The organism is Pseudoalteromonas sp. 2CM28B (genome assembly GCF_023161935.1).
Genome location: NZ_JALNTH010000008.1, coordinates 119092 through 136299, shown reverse-complemented (window position 1 = coordinate 136299; position 17208 = coordinate 119092). Strand labels below are relative to the sequence as shown.

Annotated in this window: 16 protein-coding genes; 12 read left to right on the top strand and 4 right to left on the bottom strand. The window is 41.1% G+C overall.

Features of this window, described 5'->3' with window-relative positions:
- Positions 1-26: 26 nt before the first annotated feature.
- Positions 27-1964, top strand: coding sequence for a cytochrome c/FTR1 family iron permease (locus tag MTN96_RS13430; RefSeq protein WP_248531914.1), 1938 nt, complete (start codon positions 27-29; stop codon positions 1962-1964).
- A 58-nt stretch (positions 1965-2022) separates the two neighbouring features.
- Here the strand turns inward: MTN96_RS13430 and MTN96_RS13425 are convergent, their stop codons facing one another.
- Positions 2023-2271 (bottom strand): hypothetical protein, encoded by a 249-nt coding sequence (locus tag MTN96_RS13425; protein ID WP_024031729.1) that lies wholly within the window; start codon positions 2269-2271, stop codon positions 2023-2025.
- 435 nt (positions 2272-2706) lie between these two features.
- Here MTN96_RS13425 and hisG point away from each other — a divergent pair, with 435 nt between their 5' ends.
- The 11 genes from hisG to MTN96_RS13370 all read left to right on the top strand — a co-directional run bounded on the left by hisG (position 2707) and on the right by MTN96_RS13370 (position 11465).
- On the top strand, positions 2707-3606 hold the full coding sequence (gene hisG / locus MTN96_RS13420) for an ATP phosphoribosyltransferase (RefSeq protein WP_004586378.1): 900 nt from the start codon (positions 2707-2709) through the stop codon (positions 3604-3606).
- Positions 3607-3611: 5 nt separating this feature from the next.
- The gene (hisD, locus tag MTN96_RS13415; protein WP_096042987.1) at positions 3612-4913 is read left to right on the top strand and encodes a histidinol dehydrogenase; all 1302 of its coding nucleotides are present in this window, start codon (positions 3612-3614) and stop codon (positions 4911-4913) included.
- A complete protein-coding gene (hisC, locus tag MTN96_RS13410; RefSeq protein WP_096042986.1) occupies positions 4903-6012 on the top strand; it encodes a histidinol-phosphate transaminase in 1110 nt (369 codons plus the stop codon). Before hisD ends, hisC begins: the two co-directional genes overlap by 11 nt.
- Entirely contained in the window at positions 6009-7070 is a 1062-nt protein-coding gene (gene hisB / locus MTN96_RS13405; RefSeq protein WP_024031732.1) for a bifunctional histidinol-phosphatase/imidazoleglycerol-phosphate dehydratase HisB, read from the top strand. Before hisC ends, hisB begins: the two co-directional genes overlap by 4 nt.
- Positions 7067-7657, top strand: coding sequence for an imidazole glycerol phosphate synthase subunit HisH (gene hisH / locus MTN96_RS13400; protein WP_096042985.1), 591 nt, complete (start codon positions 7067-7069; stop codon positions 7655-7657). Before hisB ends, hisH begins: the two co-directional genes overlap by 4 nt.
- A gap of 33 nt (positions 7658-7690) precedes the next feature.
- The gene (locus tag MTN96_RS13395; RefSeq protein WP_004586383.1) at positions 7691-8425 is read left to right on the top strand and encodes a 1-(5-phosphoribosyl)-5-[(5-phosphoribosylamino)methylideneamino] imidazole-4-carboxamide isomerase; all 735 of its coding nucleotides are present in this window, start codon (positions 7691-7693) and stop codon (positions 8423-8425) included.
- A complete protein-coding gene (gene hisF, locus MTN96_RS13390; RefSeq protein ID WP_096042984.1) occupies positions 8407-9186 on the top strand; it encodes an imidazole glycerol phosphate synthase subunit HisF in 780 nt (259 codons plus the stop codon). Before MTN96_RS13395 ends, hisF begins: the two co-directional genes overlap by 19 nt.
- Positions 9177-9791: a bifunctional phosphoribosyl-AMP cyclohydrolase/phosphoribosyl-ATP diphosphatase HisIE gene (gene hisIE / locus MTN96_RS13385; RefSeq protein ID WP_054981937.1), complete on the top strand. Its 615-nt coding sequence runs from the start codon at positions 9177-9179 to the stop codon at positions 9789-9791. Before hisF ends, hisIE begins: the two co-directional genes overlap by 10 nt.
- Before the next feature lie 123 nt (positions 9792-9914).
- On the top strand, positions 9915-10409 hold the full coding sequence (locus tag MTN96_RS13380; RefSeq protein ID WP_248531913.1) for a lipoprotein: 495 nt from the start codon (positions 9915-9917) through the stop codon (positions 10407-10409).
- On the top strand, positions 10410-10595 hold the full coding sequence (locus MTN96_RS13375) for a DUF1289 domain-containing protein (RefSeq protein ID WP_024031736.1): 186 nt from the start codon (positions 10410-10412) through the stop codon (positions 10593-10595).
- Between the two features lie 63 nt (positions 10596-10658).
- The gene (locus MTN96_RS13370) at positions 10659-11465 is read left to right on the top strand and encodes a glycosyltransferase family 25 protein (RefSeq protein ID WP_096042983.1); all 807 of its coding nucleotides are present in this window, start codon (positions 10659-10661) and stop codon (positions 11463-11465) included.
- Positions 11466-11473: 8 nt separating this feature from the next.
- Here MTN96_RS13370 and MTN96_RS13365 read toward each other — a convergent pair whose 3' ends face one another.
- From MTN96_RS13365 to MTN96_RS13355, 3 genes are all read right to left on the bottom strand, one after another.
- A complete protein-coding gene (locus MTN96_RS13365) occupies positions 11474-12745 on the bottom strand; it encodes an O-acetylhomoserine aminocarboxypropyltransferase/cysteine synthase family protein (protein WP_248531912.1) in 1272 nt (423 codons plus the stop codon).
- Between the two features lie 313 nt (positions 12746-13058).
- Positions 13059-15131, bottom strand: a complete 2073-nt coding sequence (locus tag MTN96_RS13360) for a bifunctional diguanylate cyclase/phosphodiesterase (protein ID WP_248531911.1) — start codon at positions 15129-15131, stop codon at positions 13059-13061.
- Positions 15132-15273: 142 nt separating this feature from the next.
- Positions 15274-17064, bottom strand: coding sequence for a M61 family metallopeptidase (locus tag MTN96_RS13355; RefSeq protein WP_248462029.1), 1791 nt, complete (start codon positions 17062-17064; stop codon positions 15274-15276).
- Between the last annotated feature and the right edge of the window lie 144 nt (positions 17065-17208).

Below are 17208 nucleotides of genomic sequence, written 5' to 3'. Positions count from 1 at the left end.
TTTAAATATTTTTTATAGGGCTAATTATGTCCAGTAAGTATACAAGTGTTTTTTCGTTATTTTATGGCATTACACGTCGCCACGTTTTCCTCTTTCCTTTGTTCTTACTCACTTTTTTATGTTTTTCTGCTTTTGCCTCAACGCCTGCTGAGCAAGCTAAAATTAAACAAATATCACAACTTGCAGAGTACGTAGGGGTTGATTACGTTGGCGCGGTGCAAAAAGGCGAGGTAGTCAGTAAAGACGAATTTCAAGAAATGTCTGAGTTTGCAAATTTAATAAGCACGCTAGCCACACAGTTAAGCAGTGCTAATAATCAATACAGTCATATAAAAATACAAGCTGGCGCCTTACATAACGCCATTATAAATAAACAAAGCGTACAAAGTGTTCGTGCTGCCAGCTCAAAGCTTAGGGAGTCTTTGCTTGAATTTATGCCACAGCTTTCTTTGCCTACATCTTTATTACCCCTAAAACAAACAAAAGCACTTTTTGCAGAAAATTGCTCTATGTGCCATGGCATAAATGGACAAGGTGATGGCCCACTTGCTAAAGGTTTAACACCACAGCCCACCAACTTTACGGATAAAGAGCGAGCCACAAATCGCACAATTATGGGATTATATGAAGCTGTATCCAATGGCATAGACGATACGCCAATGGTTGCTTTTAGCCAATTTAATGAGCAACAACGTTGGTCACTCGCCTTTTATGTAGGCAGTTTAGCTTTTCAAGATATAACTAAACCGCAACACAATAACCAGACGATCAGCACTTCAGACATCATTAATCTTAACCCTGCGCAGCTTTCACAAAATCAATCCCCTGCCCAAGTTCAATTTATTAAGTGGCTGCGCGGTAATCCTGAACACTTATTTAAAAACAAAGCGGAGCCACTTAGCGTTGCACGCTCGCAACTTATTGCAGCGCAAAATGCACATGCTAATGGTGAGTATGCAAAAGCCAGCGAACTGGCTATCAGTGCCTATTTAGATGGTTTTGAGCTGATAGAAAATAATTTAAATGCATACGATGAAAGCTTGCGTAAAAGCATTGAAGTACAATTGATGAACTTACGTAACACATTCAAAAATGAAAAAAACACCGAGCTTGTCAGTGCGCAAGTTAATGCTGTACTTGCACAATTAGCAGAAGCAAACAACCTACTTAATGACACCACACTCAGTGATGGCGCCTTGCTATCAGCCAGTTTACTTATTTTGCTGCGCGAAGGCCTAGAGGCACTATTAGTTGTTATTGCGCTAATGACCGTACTTATAAAAACCAAACGCCAAGATGCGCTTAAATACGTTCATATTGGCTGGGTAATGGCCCTCATAGCAGGTGGCTTAACATGGGCGGCAGCGCAAACATTAATACAAATAAGTGGTGCAAGCCGCGAAGTAATGGAAGGGATAGGCGCCCTATTTGCAGCTATTATTTTGCTATATGTTGGGGTATGGATGCACAGTAAAACCAGTGCTCAGCAGTGGCAGGCATATATTCAGCAAAATATTAATACGCGATTAGAGTCTGGCACACTATGGGGGCTCGCGGGTCTCTCGTTTATAGCGGTATATCGTGAAGTGTTCGAAACGGTATTATTTTATCAGTCGTTATTAACGCAAAGCTCGCAAGCACAGTATTCATCGGTTGCGATGGGCTTTGCACTGGGTATGGTTTTATTAGCGCTTATTGCATGGGTGTTAGTTAAATATTCAATTAAGTTACCTATTGCTAAGTTTTTTGCTTATACAACTTATTTATTATTTGCACTTGCCTTTGTATTAATGGGTAAAGCTGTCATTGCATTACAAGAGGCTGATTTAGTCGCAATTAGTGTAATGCCGATAAACTTTGATATTGCACTACTGGGTTTAAAATCTACGTGGCAAGGCTTTATAGCGCAACTTACCGTAGCTGTTATATTTAGCTTTTACATTATTAAAGCTAAAAAACGCTAGCAAACACATCCTTAATAGTAAAAAGTTGTACGTGGCTTTTTACTATTAAGGGTTTAGATCATGCCCATGTATCTAAATGTTTATTCCCTTGATCATCTACAGTAATCGCTTTTTCATTAGCTGCACTTGCACTTTTTTTGCCCTGCGCTTGCGCTAATCTTTTTTTGTTGAGTGTCTGCTTTTTTTCATTTTCAAGCTTAATTTTTTGCGCTTGTGGCATATTTTGCACACCTGCAATATGAAATGTACTTTTAGGCTCAAGCTCTAACCGCGAAATTTTCCCTAAAAAAGGGATCATTATATCCATAGCCCCCTCCTTAACTTGTTTATTAAAAATTAGATAAATTGACCAATAAAGCCCAATTTGCCTACAATTTAAACATTAAAACAACTAAAAATACTGTTTAGCTCTCAATATTATCGGCAGTTATAAGATATGCTTTAATTTGGTAAAAAAAAACTTGCCTAAGCTAGGCGGTTTATGTTTTTATGAATGCGAAATTTATTGAAACAGATTAAAGCTTAACGCTCACTAAATAGCGGTAAGTAAAATAGGATACAAAAATGCGCTTAAACCTGACAATAGTACATCATCACCACCATTCACCGGAATAACCTGTCAGGTCTTTCGCTGAGAGGTTATTCCTAAAAGGAACCTCTGGCGATTCAAAACACATTGATTCATTTTCGCCCTGAGGTTCCCCTCGGGGTTTTTAGTTTTTAAATTAAAGGAAAATGAATAATGAGTAACACAAATCGTCTACGTATCGCCATCCAAAAAGGCGGTCGCCTGTCTAAAGATTGTCAAGATTTACTAAAGCAACTAGGTGTTAAATTAAACCTACGTGAGCAACGCTTAATTGCACACTCAACTAATATGCCAATTGACGTACTACGCGTGCGCGATGACGATATTCCGGGCTTAGTAATGGACGGTGTTTGTGATTTAGGTATTGTTGGCGAAAACGTACTAGTAGAAGTACAAGCCGAACGTGAACGCCAAGGTGTACCAAGCGAAGTTAGCAAACTAGCAAAACTAGACTTTGGTTACTGCCGACTTGCACTTGCATGGCCACAAGAGCTTGGCCCACGTGATAAAAGCTGGTTTGAAGGCAAGCGTATTGCAACAACCTACCCAGAAATTTTAACGCAGTGGTTAAAGCGCGAAGGCATTAATGCAAGTACTGTAATGCTTACAGGTTCAGTAGAAGTAGCCCCACGTGCCGGCCTTTCAGATGCAATTTGTGATTTAGTTTCTACCGGTGCAACGCTTGAAGCGAACGGATTAATTCAAGGTGATACAATTTTAGAATCAAACGCGTGTTTAATTCAAAATAAAGACCTGCAAGATGAAGACAAACTAGCGCTAATTAATAAGCTTATGCCGCGCCTTCGTGGTGTTAAACAAGCTAAAGAAAGCAAATACATTATGCTACACGCGCCAAAAACTAAACTTGATGAAATTTGCGAAATTTTACCAGGCTCTGGCCAACCTACTCTACTTGCACTTGCTGGTAACGAAGAGTACGTAGCGCTACACATGGTAAGCAGCGAAACATTATTTTGGGAAACAATGGAGCAGCTTAAAGCCCTAGGCGCTAACTCTATTTTAGTAATGCCAATTGAAAAAATGATGGAGTAAGTACCATGCTTCGTTGGAATGAGGAATCTTCACAAGTACAAGCAGCGGCGCTAATGCGCCCTGCGGTTTCTGCCAGCGCAAAGGTTGAAGCTATATGCCAAACAATTATGAGCGATGTGAAAGAGCAAGGTGATAAAGCCTTACTTGATATGGCTAAAAAGTTTGATAATAGAGCTAACCCTCGTTTACGTGTACCGCTTGATGAAATAAACGCATCAGAGCAAGCACTAAGCGCAGAGCTTAAATACGCAATTGACACCGCTTATGCAAACGTTAAACGTTTTCACGAAGCGCAATTGCCTAAAGATATTAAGTTATCAACCCAACCTGGCGTTGAATGTGAACTGAAATATCAGGCCATCGAAGCTGTGGGTATTTATGTACCAGGTGGCAGTGCTCCACTGCCATCATCGGTTATTATGCAAGGTGTACTTGCACAATTAAGTGGTGCTAAAACCGTCGTACTTGCCACCCCTGTGCAAGGTGATGAAAGCATTAACCCTGCGATATTATATGCAGCTAAGTTATGTGGCATTACAACTTTAATTGAAAGTGGTGGCGCAGGTGCAATTGCCGCAATGGCCTACGGCACCGAATCAGTACCTAAAGTGAACAAAATTTTTGGCCCAGGTAATAGCTTTGTAACGATGGCAAAACAGCTTGTTGCGCAAACAATTCCTGGTATGGCAATCGATATGCCAGCAGGCCCCTCTGAAGTATTAGTGATTGCAGATGAGCGTGCAAACCCAGAATTTATAGCGGCAGATTTACTCTCGCAAGCTGAGCACGGCGCAGACTCGCAAGTTATTTTATTGTGTAACAGCGAAAGTATCATTGAGCAAACGCAGCAGGCGCTTACGCGCCAGCTTGCTAACTTAAGCCGCAAAGATACAGCCGAGCAAGCTCTGGCTAATTCATCACTTATTTTAGTCGACTCTGTTGAGCAAGCATTTGACGTATCAGCGCAATATGGCCCTGAGCACTTAATTTTGCAATTAGCAGATTCAACACCTTACTTAGATAAAGTAAAAAATGCAGGCTCGGTATTTGTTGGCGACTACACGCCAGAATCAGCGGGCGATTACGCATCGGGTACTAACCACGTGTTACCGACCTACGGTTACAGTGCAACCTATTCAAGCTTAAACTTGCTTGATTTTTTCCGCACTTACACAGTACAAACTATAAGTAAAAGTGGCTTAACACAGCTATCAAAAGCTATTTTGCCACTAGCAGATGCAGAAGGCCTTGATGCACACGCAAATGCGGTTTCAATTCGTTTAGAGGCAATTAAAAATGAGCAATAAGAGCGCACAAGCGACAAGCTTATTACCACAAAATATTGCAGCTCTTGCTGCATATAGCTCTGCTAAAAGTGAAAAGCTAACAGGGTCAACGTGGTTAAATGCCAATGAAAGCCCGTACGCTAAAAATATTGAACTGAGTATTGAAGATTTAAATCGCTACCCAGATCCACAACCGCAACTGGTTATTGACCGCTATGCTGCGTATGCAGAGCTTGAAAGCGAAAACGTATTAATGACGCGCGGCGCCGATGAAGGCATTGAGCTTTTAGTACGTACCTACTGCGAACCTGCAAAAGACAGTATCGCGTTATTTTTGCCAACCTACGGTATGTACAAAGTAACCGCTGATACGCACAACGTTGCAATCAATGGCTTAACCCAAGCGTTATTACTTGATGGCAGTGTTGATGAAATAGTTGAGGCAGTGGGCAGCTCAAAATTGGTGTTTATTTGTAATCCAAATAACCCAACCGGTAGCATAACCCCCCTTGAAAAAGTAAAAGCAATTGCAACAGCGCTTGCCGGTAAAGCTTTAGTTATTGTTGATGAAGCCTACATTGAGTTTTGCCCTGAGCAAAGTGCTACAGCGCTGATTAACGAATATAGTAATGTAGTGGTACTGCGCACTTTATCTAAAGCGTTTGCACTTGCAGGGCTAAGAACCGGTTTTACACTTGCACAAGAAACTGTACTTGCACCTATTCGTAAAGTGATTGCGCCGTATCCGGTATCGGGTGTGGTAGCAAGTATTGCAGCACAAGCCATAGCGCCTGATGCAATAACATCAATGCGCCGACAAGTGACTATTTTAAATAGTTTAAAAGCTAAACTTGTACAGTGGTTAAACGCATCCCCAGCTGCATTAAAAATTCTCACTGGTGAAGGTAACTTTGTTACCTTAAAATTAGCCGACAAAAACTACTTTAAAGTAGCACTTGAACAAGGTTTAGTGATGCGCGCGTTTACCCTATACGGTGAAGACGATTGGTTACGTATCTCCATTGGTAATGAGCAAGAACTTGAGCAAGTAAAAATTTGGTTAGATGGCCTTGATAAGCCAGCAACCTCACCTCTTTTATCAGGACAAGAAGTATCATGAGTAACCCCTATTTATTTATTGACCGTGACGGCACCATAATTGAAGAGCCAATCACCGACAAACAGGTAGACAGCCTAGAAAAATTAGCGTTTTTACCTGGTGTTATCCCGGCTTTATTACAATTACAAGCCGCAGGGTACCGCTTAGTAATGGTATCTAACCAAGATGGCTTAGGCACAGACAGCTTCCCGACTGCTGACTTTGATATAGCTCAAGATAAAATGATGGACATACTGCAAAGCCAAGGCATTAGCTTTGACGAGGTATTGATTTGTCCACACTTTGACGAGCAAAACTGTGATTGCCGTAAACCTAAAACAGGTTTATTAACTGAACTTATGCGCTCTGGCAAAGTTGATTTAGCTCGCTCATACGTGATTGGCGATCGTCAAACCGATATTGGCCTTGCTCAAAACTTGTGTTGTGAAGGCATTTTGTATGATGGCAGCTGGCCTGCCATTGTTACAAAGCTTACAACTGCCAACCGTGAAGGTCGTGTTACGCGTAACACCAAAGAAACCCAAATTGATGTAGCCATAAACCTAGATCAAACTAAAAACGGTAGCATTGAAACAGGCCTTGGCTTTTTTGATCATATGCTTGATCAAATTCGCACCCACGCCAACATTGGTCTAAATATTAAAGCGAAAGGCGATTTACACATAGACGAGCACCACCTTGTTGAAGACATAGGTATTGCTCTTGGTGTTGCGCTTAAACAAGCGCTGGGTACTAAATCGCAAATAGCGCGCTATGGTTTTGCGCTGCCAATGGATGAGTGTAAAGCTGAAGCACAAATTGATTTATCGGGCCGCGCTTCATTTGTATTAAACGCTAACTTTAGCCGCGAAAAAGCCGGCGATTTAGACGTACAAATGGTTGAGCACTTTTTCAAAAGCTTAAGCGATAATGCCGCTATTAGCCTTATTTTATCGGTGAGCGACGGTAACTGTCATCACCAAGTAGAAGGCTTATTTAAAGCGTTTTCACGTGCCCTTCGTATGGCAGTAGCACAAGACACGACCCAACAAACAGCCAGCTCTAAGGGATGTTTATGATTGCCATAATTAATACCGGGTGTGCCAATATAAATTCAGTTCGTTTTGCCTTTGAACGCTTAGGTCAAACGCCAACAGTCATTACCTCACCAGAGCAATTAGCTGGTTTTGAGCGTGCAATATTACCAGGCGTTGGCCATGCATCAGTTGCCATGAAACGCCTTGTAGGTAACGGCTGGCAACAAGCTATAAACGAATACCAGCGCCCACTTATGGGAATTTGCTTAGGTATGCAGTTACTGTGCGAAAGCACCGAAGAAGGTAACGTACAATGCTTAGGTAAAATACCAGGGCAAGTAAAAGCCCTTGATGTTGGCAGTTTAACGTCGCCGCATATGGGTTGGAATAACTTAAGCGTAAATAAAGAGCATGCACTTACCAAAGGCTTGACACAAGACGAGCAAGTGTACTTTGTACATAGCTTTGCGCACACCGTAAACGATGCAACACTTGTAAGCGGCGAATACGGCCAAACCTTTTCAGCCATTGTTGCAAAAGACAACTACGCTGGCATGCAATTTCACCCAGAGCGCAGTGCAAAAGTAGGCACACGTTTATTACAAAATTTTGTTGATTGGCAGTTATAAACGGCCCATTAACCAACAATAAAGAGATTATTTGTGATTATTCCAGCATTAGACGTATTACAAAATCAAATTGTTCGTTTATACCAAGGTAAGTACGACACCGCTCAGTTTTACCCTTTTGAGCTTGGCGCACGGTTAAAAGAATACGCCGACAGCGGCGCAGGTAAATTGCACCTTGTAGATTTAGAAGGCGCACGCGATCCAAGTAAAAAACAGTGGCAACATATTCAAGCCGCAACTAAAGCGCTTAACGTACCGTATCAAGTGGGCGGCGGTATTCGCTCAGAGCAAGATGTAAGCGATTGGCTAAAAGCCGGTGCTAACCAAGTTGTTATTGGTTCTATGGCGGTAGAAAAACGCGAGCAAGTAAAAGCCTGGATTGAACAATTTGGCGCAGAGCACTTTGTTATTGCCCTTGATGTAAATAAAACAGCCACGGGCTGGGCACCTGCAACCCATGGTTGGTTAAGTGAATCTGAATTTGGTTTACTTGAGCTTGTAGATTTTTATGTAAGCTTGGGCGTTATTGATTTTTTATGCACGGACATCAGTAAAGATGGCACCATGACTGGCCCATCGTTTGAGCTTTATGAAGATTTAACTCGCCATAACAGCAGCATTAAAGTGCAAGCTTCGGGCGGCGTAAGCTCACTTGATGACATTAAAAAGCTTAAAGAGCTGGGCGTAGGCGGCGTTATTTTAGGTAAGTCACTACTTGATGGCGCATTTAGTGTTGAGGAGGCGTTGGCATGTTATCAAAACGCATAATCCCGTGTTTAGATGTAAAAGACGGCCAAGTAGTAAAAGGCGTTAAATTTAAAGGCCACGAAATAGTGGGCGATATTTTAACAATGGCAAAAGCCTACAGCGATGCCGGCGCCGATGAACTGGTTTTTTATGAAATCAGCGCAAGCGTTGAAAAACGCCTACTTGATGTAAATTGGGTAGAGAGCATTGCCCGCCACATCGATATTCCATTTTGTGTGGCTGGCGGTATTAAATCGGTAGCCGATGCAGCACGTGTACTAGAGCGTGGCGCTGACAAAATAAGTATTAACAGCCCTGCTATTGCCCGCCCTGAGCTTATAAAAGAGCTACATGATGAATTTGGTAAGCAATGTGTTGTTGTAGGTATTGATAGCTTTTACGATGAAGTAACCGGTGAATACTTAGTGTATCAATTAACCGGCGATCCTAATGCATCAAGCCGTACACGTTATAAAACCGAAGAATGGGTTAAACGCGTACAAGACTTAGGCGCAGGCGAAATTGTTTTAAACTGTATGAACCAAGATGGCGTACGTAACGGTTACGACAATGAGCAGCTAAGTAAAATGCGCGCATTGTGTAATATTCCTTTAATCGCATCAGGCGGTGCAGGCAGTATGCAAGACTTTGCTGATGTATTTAAACAAAGCGAAGTCGATGGCGCATTAGCAGCAAGCGTTTTTCACAAAAATGTGATTAACATTGGCGAATTAAAACAATTTTTAACTGATAACCAAGTGGCAGCAAGACTATGCAAGTAACACAACAAAACCAAACTCAAGTAGATTTTGCTAAAAGCGAAATGATCCCTGCGATTGTTCAAGATGCTCGCTCTGGTGTTATTTTAATGCAAGGCTTCATGAACAGCGAAGCACTAAAGGTAACGCTTGAAAGTAACAAAGTAACCTTTTACTCGCGTTCAAAGTCACGTTTATGGACCAAAGGTGAGTCATCAGAAAACTACTTAAACGTAGTATCAGTGCATACCGATTGTGACTACGACTCAATTTTAGTACTGGCTAACCCAGAAGGCCCAACATGTCACTTAGGCACACAAAGCTGCTTTGGTGATGACGCAAAACCTAGCCTAAGCTTTTTAGCGCAATTAGAAGATGTGATTGTTGAGCGTAAAAACGACGACCCATCAAAAAGCTACACAGCTTCATTGTTTGCTAAAGACTTAAGCCGTAGCTGTCAAAAAGTAGGTGAAGAAGGCGTAGAAGTAGCGCTTGCTGCAATGAAACACGATAACGATGAGCTTACTAATGAATCCGCTGATTTAATTTACCACCTTACTGTATTACTACAACGCCAAGGCTTAGCCCTTGAAGACGTTGTAAAATGCCTGCAAGGTCGCCATAAATAATACAGCTGCTTTATTTTAGCGCATTTACAGGCCCATATTTTATGGGCCTTTTTACGTTATGGTATTTATTTTTTTACATAGGTTGCGTATGGTGCAGCTTATCGAATTCTTTTAGCGTTGCTTATGAATAAATCAATTATCACAGCCTTATCCTTATTGGTACTAACAGGCTGTGTAAGCCAAAAAGCCCCTGCGCCTAAAATAGTAAAAACGCAAAACGCATGTAGGCCACTAAACACATTACTTAATGCGCACACTAACGGCTTTAATGCAGTAAAAGCAAATAAAGTGGGAAATGATTTTATAAACCAGTGGCATGCTAATACTCATTTTATAGGCAATACCTGCACCATTACTCAACATAATAAGCAGTTTAGTTATCAATGCACGAGTGAGAACAAACAAGCCCATGCCACAAATCTACATATACAAACAGTGGATAAAATACGTCAATGTGTAGCGTCACAAGGCTGGTACGAAAATACGAAAGAGTCAGCAACCTCAATGAGTAGTAACTTTGTTTTGGATGAAGCTCATCCAGTTATCACCTTATTTACCTCTCAAAACAGAACGCGCTATATTACCCGTTTTGAAATTGCTCCACCGCTAGGAAATTAAATGCAAAAACCCACACACTCAAACACTAAGTTAAAAACAGACTGTTTAGGCATATGTGAGCGCCGCAGCGGTTATTGCACTGGCTGCGGGCGAACTAATGAAGAAATATTTGATTGGATCATCCTCAGCCAAGAAGAAAAAAACGCCATTTTAGCGCAGCCGCGAGCTGACTTAAAAAAGCCATAAATTTGCCACTTGCGTGTAACAGCCCCCCTTTAGTATTGCTAAAAACGGTAGGGGGTGAACATCATGGCAGCATTATTTGTAATAAACTTAGCGCGCTCCGCGCAGCGACTCGCAAATACTCAAACGCAACTGGCACGTGTTAACTTGTCATTTGAACGGATTGATGCCGTAGATGGCGCACAATTGAGTACACAACAAAAGCTCCTACATTACAGCCCGCAATTAAATAAACAGCAGTATCACTATCCGCTAAGCAATGGCCAAATTGGCTGCTATTTAAGCCACCGTAAAGCATGGCAAAAAATAGTTGATGAAAAACTAGATTACGCGATTGTGCTCGAGGATGACTTTTATATTGATGAGAGCATTCATAATGCGATAAAAAATATTGAGCTGCTACAGCAGCCCTGGCAGCTTATTAAACTCGCCGCTTATGAAAACCGCACTCGCCCTATTGCCTATCAGCAAAACCTAAATAACCACCAGCAATTAGTCATACATAAAAAGCTAATGACCGGCTGTTGTGCTACGGCAATAAGCTATGAAGGGGCTAAGCAATTACTTAAAGCCACAGCCCAATTTGGCCGCCCTGTAGATTGCGACTTACAGCATATTTGGGAAACCCACGTAAATGGTTTTTCGCTTATGCCATACCCTGTTTTGCAAAATACAGACATACAGAGCGATATTGCAAGCTGCGCTACTAAAACCAAGGTTAAAAAAGCTTTTTTTAAACGTAAGTTTCAACAATTACACAGCGGCGTTTTAAATAAACTTTATACAAATGCATTTATAAAACAAACCAAGCAAATTAAACTTAATAAAAAAGGCGCTTCAAAAGCACCTTCTTTACTTACGCAAGGTTCTTAATTTTATAACTATGCTTTATCGAGCGCTTGGCTTACATCGGCAATAATATCGGCAATGTTTTCAATACCGACTGATAGGCGAATTAAATCACGGCTCACACCTGCGTTTGCAAGCTCTTCATCATTTAATTGGCGGTGCGTGGTTGACGCTGGGTGACAAGCCAGCGATTTAGCATCGCCAATATTAACTAAACGCAGGATCATATTAAGCGCATCAATAAAGCGCGTACCTGCTTCAAGGCCGCCCGCGATACCAAAGCTTAAAATGCCTGAGGCTTTACCACTGGTGATTTTTTGGCTCATTGCATTATATGGGCTTGATGTTAAACCAGCGTAGTTAACCCAAAGAACTTTAGGGTGATTTTCTAAGTATTCAGCCAGTTGCTGCGCGTTTTCGCAGTGGCGATCCATTCGCAAGCCTAAGGTTTCTAGGCCAATTAAAATGTCAGATGCGTTTTTAGGCGCAAGTGCTGCACCGGTATTTCTAAGTGGCACTACTCTACAACGACCAATAAAGGCTGCTTCTGCAAAGGCATCGGTATAGACCACATTGTGATACGACGGATCGGGCTCGTTCATCATAGCAAAGCGTGTGGCATTGGCTTTCCAATCAAATTTACCTGAATCAACAATCATACCGCCAATAGCTGTACCGTGTCCGTTTATATACTTTGTCAGTGAATGAACCACTATATCGGCACCGAACTCAAATGGGCGGCATAAATACGGGGTAGCCACAGTATTATCAACAATAAGTGGTACCCCTTTACTATGAGCAATATTAGCTAAACGCTCAATATCGACAATATTACCTGCCGGGTTACCAATGGACTCACAAAATACTGCGCGGGTATTATCATCAATCGCGTCTTCAAAGGCGCTAAAATCATCAGCTTTAATCATGCGAGCTTCAATACCTTGGCGCGGTAACGTATGGGCAAATAAGTTATATGTACCGCCATATACTTGGCTGGTGCTCACAATATTAGTGCCTACTTCACACAAGCATTGAATAGCATAGGTAATAGCTGCCATGCCCGAGGCTACCGCTAGCGCACCAATGCCCCCTTCCATTGCAGCAATACGCTGTTCAAGCACCGCATTGGTTGGGTTCATAATACGAGTATAAATATTGCCTGGTACTTTTAAGTCGAATAAATCAGCGCCGTGTTGCGTGTTATCAAACGTGTAAGATGAGGTATTATAAATAGGCACTGCTGCTGATTTTGTGGTTTCTTCAGACTCGTAACCATGGTGCAGTGCTAATGACTCTAATTTCATAATTATTTCCTTCAATATTGTGATGATTAAACCTAGCATTATTAGCTTATAAAATGCACATGAATTAAATTAATGAATTATGAGTGTCAGGGGTATTAAAGTTTGCGGGATGAGTTTTGCTCAATCTAGAGGGTGTTTTATTTCACTGCATAGGTTTTGTTTTATCAAAATACCAAAGCAGAAGCAGTAAAGCCTATCATATTAATGTGTAGCGTTATTTGGCTAAAGGGTTTAAATACTAAATGCGGTGGGCGGCTCAATTTACGCTATTTACAGCTCACTGGGTTTAGGTTGACACTTATAATAAATGTACTTATAACGCTTTAAAATCAAGTAACTGTAATGCAGGCAGCGGTTTACTAAAATAGTAACCTTGAATCAGATCGCAATTTAGCTCGGCTAGTAGTTTTTGTTGTGCTGATGTTTCTACGCCCTCAGCTACCACACTTAAGCCTAAGCTATGCGACATTGCAATTGTGGCTTTAACTAAGCTGTAGTCTTCTTGGTTTTCGGTAATACCACAAATAAAGCTGCGATCTATTTTTAATACCTCAAACGGATATTGCCTTAAATAGCGAAGCGATGAGTAGCCTGTGCCAAAGTCATCCATAGATAGTTTAATACCGAGCTTATTAAGTGCATACAATGACTCTGTAATATTGGTTTGCACGCTCATTAACACGCCTTCGGTTATTTCAAGCTCGACATTTTTAGCGCTTACTCCGGTTTTTTCTAACGTGCTTGCTATAAAATTTAGCAGCTCTGAATCTCTAAATTGGCTTGGTGATAAATTAATTGCCATGCTGTAGTTTTGTTGAGAGCTTGCCTGCCACTGCGTTAAAAATGCTAATGCCTGCTCAATAACAAACTTTCCAATAGGAATAATTAAACCTGTTTGCTCTGCTAACGGAATAAACTCATCGGGCATAACCTTACCAAGCACACTATTGTTCCAGCGTAATAGCGCTTCAGCCCCAATTATTTTAAGTGTTTTAGCATCGCATTTAGGTTGGAAATACAATTCAAATTCGTTTTTTTCAAGAGCAACATGCATCTGCTCTTCTATTGCTAACCGCCTTTTTATGGCGGTATTCATTTCGCTGGTAAAGCAGGCGTAGGTGTTTCTGCCAAGCGCTTTTGCTTGGTACATTGCTGTGTCTGCATGGCGTAATAAATCAGAGGCTGTTACCCCATTATCAGGGTACAAAGCCACGCCAATACTTAACGTTAATAACAATTCGCGGCCATCTATTTCAAAGGGGGTTCTAAAGCTTTTAAGTAAGCGTGTAACAATCTCGTCTAGCTGTTTTTTACTGTGTAGCTCTGGTTGTAAAATAATGAATTCATCGCCCCCCAACCTGCCTACGGTCGCGTTTTCATTAACTATTTGGCTCAATTTATTAGCGGCGCTGATAAGTAATGAATCGCCAATTTCATGCCCGAGTGTGTCGTTTACTTTTTTAAAGTCATCTAAGTCGATAAAAATAACAGCGGCTAAAGTGTTTTTTTCGCTCGCAGTGTTAATTAGCTGAGTAAGTCGTTTTAAAGAATTAAAACGATTAGGGAGTAGCGTTAAGCTATCGTAATAGGCTTGTTTACGTATAAGTTTGTTTGACTCATGCTGCTCTGTTATGTCGCGAATTATCACCATTACTTGGTCTGAATGATGTAAATAACTCACTCGCGCTTCGAAATACAACACGCCTTTGGGTACTAAAAGTTCGTATTCAAAGCATACATTACCTTTGTGAATTAACAGCTCTTGAATATTGTCTTTAAACATTTTGGCTACAGTATAGGGCAATACGCTAAACATCGATTTATTTAAAAATTGCTCAGGCTGTAAATGTAAGTTGCTCAAATCATTTGCATGGTAATCAACTATGGTGCCATCCGGTTTGAGTAAAAAGTACAAATCAGGAATGGCTTCAAATACTTTTTCGAGCATCTGCTGTTTATCCATAGCTTGCGCTTGTGCTTGTTTTACATCGCTCAAGTCTATGTCTATGCAGTACATCTGTTTTACCCCATGCTGATTTGTAAACATAACATGGCTTGAAAACACAGTAACATTGCTGCCATTTTGATGCTGTAATGTAAGCTCAGCCGCGGGTATTTCGATATCGTTTATGAGCCACTCACGATGAGCATCTATAACCGCATCTTGCATTGGGGGCGGAATAATTAAATCTTCTAGTTTTTTTCCGGTTGCGTACTCTTTTGTATAGCCATAAAGCAGCTCACTGCCTTTATTCCAATAAATAACGCGGCGCTGCTCATCGTATCCTTGCACAGAAATACTGTGTATCGCATCAAATAACTGATGCAGCGGATCGTTAAGCACAAATTGATGTGAGAGGATTTGAGTGGTTTTTAATGACTTCATTTATACGCAACCTAGAGTCGTTATTAACACAATAATAGGACGTACTCTTAAAATTAGCACTTTTAGGTTGGTTTTTAAGTGATATACCTTTGCATAAGATATAAAAAAGGAGCCAAAGCTCCTTTAATAAAACGCTATTATGTTAATCAGCTTGCACATTAATTGGGTGCTCTACCCCCATCCATGCTTTAAATAAGGCCCGTTGAGATAAAGTTGCATTTTTATCAGCAACCACCTTTTTAGGTTTATCATAATCTTGCGATAAAACGAGGGTTGTCGATTGGAGCGCATCGCGACGAATAAAATCGATAGTGACTTTTTCTCCCGCTTTAAATACTTCTAAGCTCGATTTTAAATCTTTTCCAACATGCTGCTTGTTAACCGCCACAATTTTATCGTCTGTTGTGAGGCCCGCCTGCCATGCTGCTCCGCCTCTGCGAACGTGGGTGAGCGTTAATAACTCACCGCTATTTTTTGCAGTTGCATCAATGCTTGCTAATGGCTTAGCGCTCTCAGGGCGAGTAAGCTCTAAGCCAACTTTACCTAATAAAGCATCAAAATCTATATTAGCTGGGGTGCTCACGTTATCGTGCCACCACGTTGTGTAGTCTTCACCTGTTAGGTCTTTTAATATTGCCAGTACATCTTGCTCAGTAAACCCTTGTGGTAACGTGTGCTTGTTGTATAAAGCATTGTGTACTTGGCGGTAATTAACTTTTGCCTGGGTTGTTTCTAATAAATGTATATCTAACAACATAGAAAGCAATGAGCCCTCTAAATATATATTGGTGCTGTAATTACGCGCGTGGTCGCCGCCTTGGCTTATCCATTTATCAAAGCTTGTTTCGCTGGCACTTTGTACTTCTCGACCTGGTGTTTGTAAGTGGCGATTAATCGTTTTACTCATCACTTTAAAAAACTCATCGGTGGTTTCTATGCCTGATCGCACTAATAGATGATCTTCAAAGTAGCTAGTAGAACCTTCCGAAATCCATAATAAATTTGAGTAGTTCATGTTGGTGTAATCATAAGGCGCCAGCCCTTTAGGGCGGTAAGCTTTTACATTCCAGGTATGAATAAATTCATGCGCGGCGGTACTTATAAAGCCTAAGTAGTCTTCGCGGCTACCAAAACGATTCCGTGGGCGCTGTATAATGGTTGAGTTTAAATGCTCAGTAGCCCCGCCAGCACCCGATGTGGCATGCACCATAAATACATAACGCTCATACGGGTAGCTATCCCAAATAACATTACCTGTGGTCACTAATTTTTTTAAATCAGTAAGCATTAGTTGCTCATCGTAGTTGCCTTCGCCCCATATAACTAACTCGTATTGGCGGCCATCTACTTCAAATTTATGAAGTTTGTTAATTCCTGTTTCTATTGGTGAGTCTACCAGTACATCGTAATCTGCTGCTTTAAAACTGTGTTTATTACTCGCATTTTCCATGCCTGATACAGAGCGCCACGCTTTAGGCACCTTTAAATCTACGGTAACTGGTTCTTGGCGAAACGATTCACTAAACATAAAAAAGCCAGATGCATCAATAAACGCATGGCTATCGTCTATGTGGCGTGCACGTTTACCTAACTCGTTTGCATATACTTGGTAATCAATATTCACGTGTGTTGGCTCAGCTAAATGCACTCGCCATGTGCTGTGATTAATTTTTTCCCATTTTAATGCATTGCCATTGTCGTCTGTGGCCGCAAAGTAACGTACCCCATTGGCTAAATTTAATATTTCGTAGCGACCAGTACGCCATGCAGGCAATTTAACATCGATATGCGATTGCGCCGACTTTGGAAACTCTACACTTACATTACCTAAATGATGTTGTGGCTGTGTAATACTTAAAGAATAATTTACATCGGCTAACGCAGGGGCTGCACAACAGGCCGCTAACATTGACAGGACAAAACGCTTTTTCATAATGACTCAAGGTTACTTATTATTTGAAATAAGCCTAACAAGGCATAAATTAAAAGTGAATTAAAAACGACAAACAACCTAATAGCTCAGTTTACATGCAGGGTCTAAGTAAAAATGCTAAGTTTTTAATTAGATAACTACACT

Excerpts from the sequence above, each read along its gene's own strand:
- MTN96_RS13430 (WP_248531914.1), top strand. The coding sequence starts at position 27 with ATGTCCAGTAAGTATACAAGTGTTTTTTCGTTATTTTATGGCATTACA.
- MTN96_RS13425 (WP_024031729.1), bottom strand. The coding sequence starts at position 2,271 with ATGGATATAATGATCCCTTTTTTAGGGAAAATTTCGCGGTTAGAGCTT.
- hisG (WP_004586378.1), top strand. The coding sequence starts at position 2,707 with ATGAGTAACACAAATCGTCTACGTATCGCCATCCAAAAAGGCGGTCGC.
- hisD (WP_096042987.1), top strand. The coding sequence starts at position 3,612 with ATGCTTCGTTGGAATGAGGAATCTTCACAAGTACAAGCAGCGGCGCTA.
- hisC (WP_096042986.1), top strand. The coding sequence starts at position 4,903 with ATGAGCAATAAGAGCGCACAAGCGACAAGCTTATTACCACAAAATATT.
- hisB (WP_024031732.1), top strand. The coding sequence starts at position 6,009 with ATGAGTAACCCCTATTTATTTATTGACCGTGACGGCACCATAATTGAA.
- hisH (WP_096042985.1), top strand. The coding sequence starts at position 7,067 with ATGATTGCCATAATTAATACCGGGTGTGCCAATATAAATTCAGTTCGT.
- hisF (WP_096042984.1), top strand. The coding sequence starts at position 8,407 with ATGTTATCAAAACGCATAATCCCGTGTTTAGATGTAAAAGACGGCCAA.
- hisIE (WP_054981937.1), top strand. The coding sequence starts at position 9,177 with ATGCAAGTAACACAACAAAACCAAACTCAAGTAGATTTTGCTAAAAGC.
- MTN96_RS13380 (WP_248531913.1), top strand. The coding sequence starts at position 9,915 with ATGAATAAATCAATTATCACAGCCTTATCCTTATTGGTACTAACAGGC.
- MTN96_RS13375 (WP_024031736.1), top strand. The coding sequence starts at position 10,410 with ATGCAAAAACCCACACACTCAAACACTAAGTTAAAAACAGACTGTTTA.
- MTN96_RS13370 (WP_096042983.1), top strand. The coding sequence starts at position 10,659 with ATGGCAGCATTATTTGTAATAAACTTAGCGCGCTCCGCGCAGCGACTC.
- MTN96_RS13365 (WP_248531912.1), bottom strand. The coding sequence starts at position 12,745 with ATGAAATTAGAGTCATTAGCACTGCACCATGGTTACGAGTCTGAAGAA.
- MTN96_RS13360 (WP_248531911.1), bottom strand. The coding sequence starts at position 15,131 with ATGAAGTCATTAAAAACCACTCAAATCCTCTCACATCAATTTGTGCTT.
- MTN96_RS13355 (WP_248462029.1), bottom strand. The coding sequence starts at position 17,064 with ATGAAAAAGCGTTTTGTCCTGTCAATGTTAGCGGCCTGTTGTGCAGCC.